We start from the raw sequence: 11,721 nt of genomic DNA on the forward strand, positions 1-11,721 counted from the left end.
TTTGAGCTTAGTTGCCGTAAACCGGGAACTTGGCGCAGACCGCTTTGACTTGCTCGCGAACGCGATCAATCACGCTTTCGTCGCCCATGTTGGCCAGGATCTCGCAGATCCAGCCAGCCAGTGCGCGGCACTCGGCTTCCTGGAAACCACGGGTGGTCACTGCTGGGGTGCCGATACGCAGACCGGAAGTGACAAACGGCGAACGCGGATCGTTGGGTACCGAGTTCTTGTTGACGGTGATAAAGGCGCGACCCAGGGCGGCGTCGGCGTCTTTGCCGGTGATGTCTTGCTTGATCAGGCTGAGCAGGAACAGGTGGTTCTCGGTACCGCCAGACACCACGTCATAGCCGTTCTCGATAAACACGCTGGCCATGGCCTGGGCGTTCTTGATCACTTGCTGCTGGTAGGTCTTGAACTCTGGCTGCAGGGCTTCTTTGAAGCACACCGCTTTGGCCGCGATCACGTGCTCCAGCGGGCCACCTTGGCCGCCGGGGAAGACTGCCGAGTTGAACTTCTTCTCCAGCGCTTCGTTGGCGCGGGCCAGAATCAGGCCGCCGCGTGGGCCGCGCAGGGTCTTGTGGGTGGTGGTGGTGACCACGTCGGCAAACGGCACCGGGTTCGGGTACACACCGGCGGCAACCAGGCCGGCCACGTGGGCCATGTCGACGAACAGGTAGGCGCCTACTTTGTCGGCTATGGCGCGGAAGCGCGGGAAGTCCAGCACCTGCGAGTAAGCCGAGAAACCGGCGATGATCATTTTTGGCTGGTGCTCAACGGCCAGGCGCTCGACTTCGTCGTAGTCGATCAGCCCGGTAACGTTGTCGATACCGTACTGCACGGCGTTGTAGATCTTGCCGGAGAAGCTGACGCTGGCGCCGTGGGTCAGGTGACCGCCGTGGGCCAGGCTCATGCCCAGCACGGTGTCGCCCGGATTCAGCAGCGCCATGTAGACTGCGCTGTTGGCTTGGCTGCCGGAGTGCGGCTGGACGTTGGCGTAATCGGCGCCGAACAGTTGCTTGGCGCGGTCGATGGCCAGCTGCTCGACGATGTCGACGTATTCGCAACCGCCGTAGTAACGCTTGCCTGGATAGCCTTCGGCGTACTTGTTGGTCAGCACCGAGCCTTGGGCTTCCATCACCGCTGGGCTGCAGTAGTTTTCTGAGGCGATCAGCTCAATGTGCTCTTCCTGGCGCTGAGCTTCTTGCTCCATGGCGGCAAACAGGTCGGCGTCGTAGTTGGCGAGCGTCAAATCACGGCTGAACATGGCAATCCCCTGAGAAAATCAGTTGAGAGGTTTAAATTGGGCGCAGATTCTAACCCAAAAGGCCGCGCCGGGCATATGCGCCGCAGTCATGCGCTGGACGAGCGGAATTCATCTCAGCTGTTGGCCGGGTGCGGTTTTGCGCTGGCCAGTGTTCGGTCTCCCAACTCGTAGGGCCGACTCACGTAGGGTGGACTCAGGAGCGCAGCGAACAGTCCGCCAGCACAGGCGTCATCTCCGGTGTGCCGGTGGCGTACTGCCTGCGGCGAGTACACCCTACATCTGTCCTACGTTTTGCCTTGGTAATCGAGGTCTTGCGCTCAGCTCAACATAAACAGCGCGGCGCCGCTAAATTGCGCGGCAAATTGCTCGGGGGGCATCGGTTTGCCGAGCAGGTAACCCTGGATTTCGTCGCAGCCGTGATCACGCAAAAAGTCCAGCTGCGCCTGGGTTTCTACCCCTTCGGCAATCACCGCCAGTTTCAGGCTGTGGGCCATGGCGATGATGGCGCTGGCGATCTGCGCATCTTGTTCGCCGTCGGGCAGGCCGTCGACGAAGCTGCGGTCGATCTTCAGTACATCGATGGGGAACTGCTTGAGGTAGTTCAGCGACGAATAGCCGGTGCCGAAGTCATCAATGGCAATGCCGACGCCCAGGCGTTTGAGGCGGCTGAGGGTTTGCAGCGCCTGCTCAATGTCTTCCATCAGAATGCTTTCGGTCATTTCCAGCTCCAGCGCCGCCGGGGCAATGCCGCTGTCGCGAATGGTTTGGGCGATCCGTTGGTCGAGTTGGCCGGCGCTAAATTGCCGGGCCGAGAGGTTGACCGAGATTTTCGGCAGGCGCATTTCCGCCCGCTGCCAAACCACGAACTGCCGGCAGGCCTCGGCCAGCACCCAGTCGCCGACCTCGACCACTAGGCCGAGTTCTTCCAGCACCGCAATAAATTCGCCCGGAGCCACCAGCCCGCGTTGCGGGTGTTGCCAGCGCAGCAGGGCTTCGGCACCGGTCAGGCGCTTGCCATCACCACTGAATTGCGGCTGGTAGTACAGGCAGAACTGGCCTTGCTCCAGGGCGTGGCGCAGGTCGCTTTCCAGCTCCAGACGCTGCAGGGCGGTGGCGTTCATCTCGGCCTGGTAGAACTTGAAGTTGTTCTTGCCGCGCTCTTTGGCGTGGTACATGGCGGTGTCGGCGTTTTTCATCAGCTGGCTCAGCTCTTGGCCGTCTTGCGGGCTGAGGGCGATACCAATACTGGCGCTGATGAAAAACTCGCGACCCTCCAGTGTGAAGGGCTGGGCGAGGCTGGTGAGAATCTGTTCGGCCACATGAATGGCTTGGTTCAACGCGCCTTCGCGGCTGCTGCGCGCTTGCAGCAGCAAGGTGAACTCGTCGCCGCCCATGCGCGCCACGGTGTTGTCTTCGCTGACGCAGCCGAGCAGGCGCTGCGCCACCTCTTTGAGCATGCGATCGCCGGCGGCATGCCCGAGGGAGTCGTTGATCGGCTTGAAGCGGTCGAGGTCGAGGAACATCAGCACCACCCACTGCTGATTGCGCTCGGCATGCAGCAGGGCGTTGTAGAGCCGGTCCTGGAACAGGGTGCGGTTGGACAGCAGGGTCAGGCCGTCGTAATAGGCCAGGCGGTGAATCCGTTGTTCGCTGGCTTTGCGCTCGCTGATGTCGCTGAAAAACGCCACATAGCTGACCAGGTCGCCTTCATCATCCATCACCGCGGTGATGCCGACCCAGGCCGGATAATCATCGCCGTCTTTGCGTTTGAGCCGCACCTCGCCTTCCCAGCTGTGCTGATGTTGCAGTTGCTCGCGGATAAAGATGAACCGCTCGCTGTTGGTCGGCTCGCTGGTCAGGCGGTTGGGCAGTTGGTCGAGCACCTCGGCGGCGCTGTAGCCGCTGATCTGGCTGAAGGCTTCATTGACCTGGACGATGTAGCCGGCCGGGTCGGAGACCAGGATGGCGGCGGTGGAGTGCTCGAACACTGTAGCCGCCATGCGCAGCTCTTTGGTCGCCTGGCGCTGCTCGCTGATGTCGCGACCGACGCCGAGCAGGCCTTCGAAATGACCGTTTTCATCCCACATCAGCGACAGGTACAGCTCCATCGGGATCTTGCGCCCGTCGGCGCGCAAGGCGTCGAACAAGAAGCGTTGGGGCGGCAACTCGCCGCGCAACTCGGCCATCAGGCGCGGCTCGCCCAGCGCCTGACGCAGCCGTTTGAGCAGGCTGTAGATGCCATTCATCTGGCTGCGGCTGGCGGCGGCGGCAAAGAAGGTATTGGCCATCACCCAGTCGCTGTCGTAACCCAGCACGCTGTCGACCGAGGGGCTGACGTAGTTGAGGTTTAGCTGTGGGTCGGTGGAGAAAATCACGTCGCTGGTGCTTTCCGCCAGCAAGCGATAACGCCGCTCGCTTTCGCGCAGGGTTTCACTGGCCTCGATTTGCGCGGTGACATCTTTGGCGATGCCGATCAGCCGGCTGACCCAGCCATTGGCGTCGCGGCTCAGGGCTTGCTCACGAATCTCGAACCAGTGCCAGCTGCCATCGCGATGGCGCCAGCGTAATTGGCACTCCAGCAGCACGCCGTCGCCGATCACCTGTTGCAGGTTGCGCATGCGGCCGTAGAGTTCTTCGTCATCGGGATGGAGGATTTTTTCCCAGAGCTTGCTGCCCAGCTGACGCAGTTCCTCCTTGCTGTAGCCCAGTTGCGGGCCGAGGTGATTGTTGCTGAACATCACCCGCTTGCCGGGAATGTCGTGCACATAGAGGGTGTCGGGCAGGGCGTTGACCACGTCCGACCAAAAGTTCTCGCGCTCCAGCAAGGACAGCTCGATGCGCTTGCGGCTGGTGATGTCGTTAATGCTGAGGGTGACGGCGTGGTAGTCCTCGATCAGCTCCGGCAGCTGCATCAGCACCCAGAGGTGGCGCACATGGCCTTGGGCGGTGGTGATACGGCTTTCAGCTTCCAGTTGGCGCTGGCCGGTGAGCAGGCAACTGATAATTTGCCGGCGCACGCCATGCTCGCTGAGCGGTTTGTTACCCACCAACAGTTGCCAGGCTTCTTGGGTATCGCTAACGCCGAGCAGCCGCTGGGTGACCTGGTTGATTTCACTGATGCGCAGCCGTTGCAACAAGGCGTCGTGGTTGCGTGGATGAGTCTCGAGCCACTGCTGTAGGTCTTCGAGGTCGCGCAGGCCGAGGGCGAGCAGGTAAGCATGCAGGTCGGCGAGGTCAAGCACGCAAAGGCCGGTGCCGGTGCCTTCAAAAATATCCTGATAACGCCGTTGGGTCAGTTCCAGACTGCGCCGTGCTTGCTGTTCGGTGGTGACATCGCGCATCACCCAGACAAAACCTCGGGTGTTGTGCGGCCCGTTCAGCTCGCTGCGGGTGACGCTGAACAGGCGCGGTTGGCCTTGACTGTGCAGTTCAAGCACATGCTCTGCCGGCGCATCGCCGAAGGCTGCAACATGCCGTAGGAACGGGTCGATACCGGGCAGTAGTTCGTAGAGATGACGGCCGCGGGCTTGTTTGGCGGTTTGTTCAAGCAGTTGCTCGGCTTGCGGGTTGAGGTAGCTGATCAGGCCGCTGTGGTCGGTCAGAATCACCCGCTCTTCAATCGCCTGCAGGGCGGTGGCGGCTTGCCTCAGCTGTTGCTGCGAGGCGTTGTTGAGGTCGCGTAAACGGCGCAGTTCGCGCTGCAACATATACAGGCTGAAGAGCGTCAGCAGGGCACAAAAAACAAACAGCAAAAATTTGCCCAGCAGGCTTGGCAGTATTTGCGCGCGGACTTTGTCGGCTTCAAACAGGCTGCGTACTTGCCAGTCACTGCGCGGCAGGGGCCGCAGGTGAATGCTTTCGGCGGCAGCCACGCTGGCGTCATCGGCCTGGGCCGGGTTGCGCGCCAGCAGCCGTTGATTGTCGGCCTCTTCGAGCTGCCAGAGTTGATCGGAGCGCTGATGCTCATGGATAAAATGTTGCAGGCTCGCAGGCGCTATGCGCGCCACCCAAAAGCCGCCGGGGCGCACTTCCCAGGGTTGGCGCAGCAATAAATACAGCGGGCCGTCGGCCTGAGGGCCATGGCTAAGAAAATACGGCTGCTCGGCGCTCTTGCTGACCAGCAGGGTCAGGTGCTCGGCATCCTTGCTGTCGGTGGCGCTGTCAGCCATGACTCCACCTTGGCGATTGAGCCACACCAGGCTCAATAAGTTCGGGTAGACCTCGCGCAATTGCGCCAGCAAGGCCGTGCTCTGCTCGCCGGGGGCCGGACGCAGGGCATGCTGGCGCAGTAGCTCAAGCGCGCCTTGAGCCTTTAGCTCCAGCTCCAGCGCCAATTGACTGGTGATTTGCGCGCCGTAGGCATAGCTGCGTTGTTTTTGATGCTCAAGCTGCTGCTGATATTCCGCCCGCAGCTGCCAGAACATCAGCGCCAGCATCAATAACAGTAAGGCCAGCAACAGGCTTTTAAATTTACCGCGCGCCGGCTCAGCGTGCCAGTCGCCGGTGAGTCGGGAGATTTGAGGGGTAGCGGGTTTGAACACTGAGCGGTGATCCTGCGATAACGGCGAAATGGGCCGGTGGCGTACAAATGACCATAGTCGGCTTAACGCGGCGCTGCCAAGCATGCCTTGATGTGTGGCTGAGTGCCAACTAGTGCTGTTGTTGCGCGTTGGTCAGTAACGACGTGGGCGCTGCCCAAGATTTGCCTATGTCGATGGTATGCCCAGCCGCCGACAGTTTGTTCAGAAAAAGCCTAATCCGCCTGCGGCGGTTTGCCCCGCAAAAGGCATGACCCGCCTGCGGTGGTTTGCTTTGCAAATGGCATGACCCACCTACGGTGGTTTGCCCTGTCACTGGCATGAACCGCCTTCGGTGGTTTGCTTTGCAAATGGCATGACCCGCCTTCGGCGGTTTGCCCTGCAAATGGCATGACTCACCTGCGGCGGTTTGCCCTGCAAAGGCATGACCCACCTCCGGCGGTTTGCCCTAGACAGAGCATTGCGGTAATTTTGGCAGCTGCGCGCACCGGCTTATAGGGTTTGGCGCGTTCCTATTTCTCTCGTCACGGGCAAGTATTTATCCATGGCTCAATACGTCTACACCATGCATCGGCTGGGCAAAGTTGTGCCGCCGAAGCGGGAAATCCTGAAAAACATCTCTTTGTCGTTCTTCCCCGGCGCCAAAATCGGCGTGCTCGGCCTCAACGGCTCGGGTAAGTCGACCCTGCTGAAAATCATGGCCGGGGTCGACACCGAGTTCAACGGTGAGGCGCGGCCGATGCCCGACCTCAACATCGGTTACCTGCCGCAAGAGCCGCAGCTCGACCCGGAAAAAACCGTCCGTGAAGTGGTCGAAGAAGCCGTCAGCGTGATCAAGAACGCCCAGGCGCGCCTCGATCAGGTGTACGCCGCCTACGCCGAACCGGATGCCGACTTTGATGCGCTGGCCGCCGAGCAAGGCAAGCTGGAAGCGATTCTGCAAGCGGGCGATGGCCACAACCTCGACCGTCAGCTGGAAGTGGCCGCCGATGCCCTGCGTCTGCCAGCCTGGGAGGCCAAGATCGGCGTGCTCTCCGGTGGTGAAAAACGCCGGGTAGCCTTGTGCCGCCTGCTGCTGTCGGCCCCCGACATGCTGCTGCTGGACGAGCCAACCAACCACTTGGACGCCGACTCGGTGGCCTGGCTGGAGCACTTCCTGCACGACTTCCCCGGCACAGTGGTGGCCATCACCCACGACCGTTACTTCCTCGACAACGTTGCCGGTTGGATTCTGGAACTCGACCGCGGCGCCGGCATTCCTTACGAGGGTAACTATTCCGGTTGGCTAGAAGCCAAATCGGCGCGTTTGGCCCAAGAGTCCAAGCAGCAGTCGGCCCACGAAAAAGCCATGAAGGACGAGCTGGAGTGGGTGCGCCAAGGCGCCAAGGCCCGCCAGTCGAAATCCAAGGCCCGCCTGCAGCGCTTCGAAGAGATGCAGTCGCAAGAGTTCCAGAAACGCAGCGAAACCAACGAGATCTATATCCCGGCTGGCCCGCGCTTGGGCGACAAGGTCATCGAATTCAAAAACGTCTGCAAGGGTTACGGCGACCGCATGCTGATCGACAACCTGTCGTTCAGCATGCCCAAGGGCGCCATCGTCGGCGTGATCGGCGGTAACGGTGCGGGTAAATCGACCCTGTTCCGCATGCTGATGGGCAAGGAAACTCCGGATTCGGGCAGCATCGAAGTCGGCGAAACCGTGCAGCTGGCCTGCGTCGATCAGAGCCGCGAAGACCTCGACGGCAAGAAGACCGTGTGGGAAATGGTATCCGACGGCTCCGACCAGATTCGCATCGGCAACTACGAAATTCCCTCGCGCACCTACGTGGGCCGTTTCAACTTCAAGGGCGGCGACCAGCAAAAATTCGTCAAGGACCTCTCCGGTGGTGAGCGTGGCCGCTTGCACCTGGCGCTGACCCTGAAAGAGGGCGCCAACGTGCTGCTGCTGGACGAACCGTCCAACGACCTCGACGTGGAAACCCTGCGTTCCCTGGAAGAAGCGCTGCTGGACTTCCCCGGCGCCGCCATTGTGATCTCTCACGATCGTTGGTTCCTCGACCGCGTGGCGACCCACATCCTCGCCTATGAAGATGATTCGCAAGCGGTGTTCTTCGAAGGCAACTACACCGAGTACGAAGCCGACCGCAAAAAACGCCTCGGCGATGCCGCCTCCCAGCCACACCGGGTACGGCACAAAAAACTGGCGTAACACGCGCCTGCGCAAGATCAAACGGAGCCCTCGGGCTCCGTTTGATTTTATGGTGCGGATAGCCGTCAGTTCGTAGGCTGTGCTTGAGCGCAGCGCACAGGTTAAATTGGGCGCGAGATCCATCAGTCTTAAGTGAGGTTTGCATTGAGCGATCAAGACATCCGCTGGCAGCAACGGCTGGCCAACTACAATCGGGCGCTCGCGCAGCTGACCCGTGCCGTAGAGCTTGCGCAGACACGAGCGCTTAGCGAGCTGGAAAAGCAGGGCTTGATCCAGACTTTCGAGTTCGTCTTCGAGCTGGCCTGGAACCTGATGAAGGACTATTTCCTTTATCAAGGTAACCCGGCTATCAGCGGCTCGCGGGATGCCATCCGCACCGCCTTCAAGCAGGGCTTGATCGCCGACGGCGAGGGCTGGATGGAGATGATCAAAAGTCGCAAGCAAACGGCGCACACCTATAACGAGTCGGTGGCCAATGCGATTGCCGGCAGCATCAGTGCGCAGTACCAGGCGCTGTTCGTGGAATTTCAGCAATACATGCAGGCGTTGGCGGATGCTGACCCGGATGCGCTATGAGCGCTGAACTTGTGTTTGGTCTGCCCGCAGCGGCGATTGCGCAGTTGTGCGCGGTGTTCGCTGGCTGGCCGGCCATCAGCCGGGTGCTGCTCTATGGCTCGCGCGCCAAGGGCACTTACCGTCCGGGCTCGGACATCGATTTGACCGTCGAGGCGGATGCGTTGTCGCTTGCGCAGTTGTTAGCCATCGAGAACCAGATCGACGATTTACTGCTGCCGTGGATGGTCGATTTATCCGTGCTTGAACACATCGAAAATCCCGCGCTGCTGGAGCACATCGCACGGGTGGGGGTACCTTTTTATGTGCGTCAAGCCCCGAAATAAACCGCACCAAGCTTAATCGCGTGCACACCTCTGAGCACATCAAGAAAGTTTCGAACATGAGCGTTGCCGGCCAGATTGGCGTTGCGCAGCCAGTGCGGTCGGTAGGCCCAGCCTAGAACGCACCTTAATTGTTTACGGAGATCGTCATGCCCGCACCCGTCTGGTGGCTGTTGTGTTTACCCTTTATCGCCGGGGCGTTTTTGCCGTTGCAGGCAGGGATCAATGGTCAGTTGGCCAAGCAGGTCTCCAGCGTGCTGGCGGCGGCGCTGATTTCTTTTTTGGTCGGCTCGCTGGCCTTGTTGTTGCTGGTGCTTGCCCAGCGCGAGGCGCCTAGCCTGAATGCCCTGAAAGGCCTGACCTGGTGGCATTGGAGTGGCGGCCTGTTGGGGGCGTTCTTTATCACCACCGCCGCCTTCGCCGGGCCGAGAATTGGCGCTTTGCTGTTTATGAGCCTGGTGTTGGCCGGGCAGCTGGGCATGGCGCTGGCGCTGGATCACTTCGGCTGGGCCGGTTTTCGTGAGGCGCCAGTCAGCGTGGGCAAGGTTGCTGGTTTGCTGTTGATAGTGGCGGGCATCTGGTTGATTCGCCGCGGCTGAGTGCGGTACTCGATTGTCTGTTTGGGCGGTGTTTTGCCGATGGGCGCGGTTTTCAGCTTGCCTAAGGCCTGTGGCACTTGTTAAAACTATCTCGCAGATGTGCCGGTGTAGCTCAGTCGGTAGAGCAGCGCACTCGTAACGCGAAGGTCGTAGGTTCGATTCCTATCTCCGGCACCAGTCAAAACCAAAAGGCCCGCAGCGATGCGGGCCTTTTTTGTTTGTTGGGCGGGCTAACACCGGACTAACTCCCCACTCCCCACTCAATACTGATACCACTTCAACTCCAGCATCACTTCGTTTTCCGGCGCGCTCAGGTGGCTGAACTGGCGTTCGGCGCTTAGGCGTAGACCGAGGTTTTGGCTGACTTCCCATTGTTGATTGAGGCTCAGGCGCCGGCGGATTTCGCCGTTGGCGAAGTAGTCGCCGGCGGCCTCCAGGCGCAGGTTGCCGAGCGGGTTGCGCCACAGCAGGCCGGTATCAAAACCCAGCGCCGGGGCCACGGCCGGGGCGAAGTCGTTATTGTGCTCGAGGCGGCCGGTGCCCAGGCTGAAGGCCAGCAGCTCATCGCTCAGTTGCCAAGTACCGCCGGCGCCGCCACTGATATGGCTGACCAGGGTTTCCTCGCCATCTTGGTCGCTTGTGCCTGGCACCCGCTCAAAACCGCCGCGCACTTGCCACGAGAGCGGTTGCAGCAACTGGTTGCGAGGGGTCAGCGAGCGGATGCTGGCGAGGTCGAGTTGCTGCAGTTGCCAGTCGTTGCCCTGGTATTGGCGCAGCTTAAGATTAAGGATTTCGATCTGCGCACCGAGCGGGAAGCCATACAGGTTGTCCTCCAGGTCGTGATAGGCCATGCGCAGGCCGTATTCGCCGAAGGCGCGGTCACCCCGGCTGCCGGCGCCCAGTTGCCAGGTGCGCGAATCGTGGCCGTCTTCCGGGCGGCCAGGCCGTTCGATCTGCAGCGGAGGTGGCGGGTTGCGGCTGATGGCTTGCAGTAGCTCAAAGCTGCGCTGGGCGGTGGCGCCGTCGCGTTCTTGGCCATTGGCCTGATAGCGCAGCAGACGAAAGGCGCCGTCCTGCACCAGCGCTTGGCGCTCGCGGGGCAGGGCTTTAAAGGCGGCCTGATCGAGTTGCTCGCTCCCAGCGGCCAGTTGCAACAGCTGCTCTTGCTCGACGACGCTCAGGGGCTTGGCGCGGCTCTGCAGCTCGCGCTCGCGGGAGGGGCGGTAGTCGATTCGCTCGACCAGCCCGGCGTCGTTGACGGCCTTGACGGTGTCGGTGGTGGCTGATTGGGTGCCGGTCAGCTGAAGCGGCCCGGTCAATTGCATGCCGACGTTATTAACGGCTTTAACGGTATCGGTGGGGATGGCGGTGAGTTGGAAGTCTTCGGTCAGTTGCAAGCCGGGGCGCGCCACTTGCAGCAGTTCCAGCAGGCGGTATGAGCAGTTTTCATCGAAGAAGAAGTAGTCGAAGCGGATCTGCTTCAGCTCCCAGACATGCTCGATCATCCGTCCGGTTTCTTCGGGGGTCAGATTCAGCCGGTACTCCCACAGGTCGCGGTTTTCCAGGCGGGTGTATTCGGCCAGCTTCTCCCGGTAGGGCACCAGCGCAAACAGGCCGGGGTAGCCGCCCATCAGGCCTTTCCAGGCATACAGCATGCTGTTGTCGGAGCCCTCGATAAAGGCGCCAAAGTTCAGTGCATAACTCAGTAAGGCGGTGTTGTTGCTGTCGCTGTCGGCTTGATCGATGCGCAGCAAGGTGTGGCCAAACATCGACGACGGGCTGTTGAGGTAGGCCGCCGGGTAAATCAGCACCGCGCTGTGCGGGGCGATGTCCTGGTACCAGGTGGCAAATTCCCCACAGGCTGGCTGCGGCAAGTCTTGCAGTTGCAGCTGGGCGCGCAGCCAACGGGTGCGGGCCGGGAATACGCATTGGGCGTGCCGGTCGCCAAGGTTGGCTGGGGCGTACAGCGCGGCCAGGGTGGCGCTCAGTTCGGCAGCCGGCTGGTTCGGGCCAGCGGCGGCCAGAAAGAATTTTGGATCGTCGACATGGCTGCGCCAACCGCTGAGTTTGCCGGTTTCATAGTGGCCCAGGGATAACCAGTAAGCGTCGTTGGCGAGCTGCTGCAGGCGGGCATCGCTTAGCTGCGGTTGGGCCAGCGCAGACGCGCAGACGTACAGCGCCAACAGAGGAATCAGGCGTTTGAACATGCGGGGGC

General features: G+C 61.1%; 7 protein-coding genes and 1 tRNA gene. 5 read left to right on the forward strand and 3 right to left on the reverse strand.

What is annotated here, in order from left to right; all coding sequences use genetic code 11:
* Positions 1-7: 7 nt before the first annotated feature.
* Both glyA and Q8R10_RS07465 read right to left on the reverse strand, forming a co-directional pair.
* Positions 8-1,264, reverse strand: coding sequence for a serine hydroxymethyltransferase (glyA, locus tag Q8R10_RS07460; protein WP_305652484.1), 1,257 nt, complete (start codon positions 1,262-1,264; stop codon positions 8-10).
* Between the two features lie 317 nt (positions 1,265-1,581).
* The gene (locus Q8R10_RS07465) at positions 1,582-5,700 is read right to left on the reverse strand and encodes an EAL domain-containing protein (RefSeq protein ID WP_305652616.1); all 4,119 of its coding nucleotides are present in this window, start codon (positions 5,698-5,700) and stop codon (positions 1,582-1,584) included.
* A 646-nt stretch (positions 5,701-6,346) separates the two neighbouring features.
* Between Q8R10_RS07465 and ettA the strand changes: the two genes are divergently transcribed.
* The 5 genes from ettA to Q8R10_RS07490 all read left to right on the forward strand — a co-directional run bounded on the left by ettA (position 6,347) and on the right by Q8R10_RS07490 (position 9,683).
* Positions 6,347-8,011 carry an energy-dependent translational throttle protein EttA gene (gene ettA, locus Q8R10_RS07470; protein ID WP_305652485.1) on the forward strand — a complete coding sequence of 555 codons (1,665 nt, stop codon included), beginning with the start codon at positions 6,347-6,349 and terminating at the stop codon, positions 8,009-8,011.
* Positions 8,012-8,155: 144 nt separating this feature from the next.
* Positions 8,156-8,587, forward strand: coding sequence for a nucleotidyltransferase substrate binding protein (locus Q8R10_RS07475; RefSeq protein WP_305652487.1), 432 nt, complete (start codon positions 8,156-8,158; stop codon positions 8,585-8,587).
* Complete coding sequence (locus Q8R10_RS07480) at positions 8,584-8,910, forward strand: nucleotidyltransferase family protein (protein ID WP_305652489.1); 327 nt, start codon at positions 8,584-8,586, stop codon at positions 8,908-8,910. The genes Q8R10_RS07475 and Q8R10_RS07480 overlap by 4 nt, the downstream gene beginning before the upstream one ends.
* Before the next feature lie 146 nt (positions 8,911-9,056).
* The gene (locus tag Q8R10_RS07485; RefSeq protein WP_305652491.1) at positions 9,057-9,506 is read left to right on the forward strand and encodes a DMT family transporter; all 450 of its coding nucleotides are present in this window, start codon (positions 9,057-9,059) and stop codon (positions 9,504-9,506) included.
* 101 nt (positions 9,507-9,607) lie between these two features.
* Positions 9,608-9,683 (forward strand) — tRNA-Thr (locus tag Q8R10_RS07490).
* An 83-nt stretch (positions 9,684-9,766) separates the two neighbouring features.
* On the opposite strand, the gene Q8R10_RS07495 is transcribed toward Q8R10_RS07490, so the two are convergent.
* Complete coding sequence (locus tag Q8R10_RS07495; RefSeq protein WP_305652493.1) at positions 9,767-11,713, reverse strand: DUF4105 domain-containing protein; 1,947 nt, start codon at positions 11,711-11,713, stop codon at positions 9,767-9,769.
* Positions 11,714-11,721 lie beyond the last annotated feature (8 nt).

Origin of the sequence: Pseudomonas sp., from assembly GCF_030698175.1 — a bacterium.
GTDB lineage: Bacteria > Pseudomonadota > Gammaproteobacteria > Pseudomonadales > Pseudomonadaceae > Aquipseudomonas.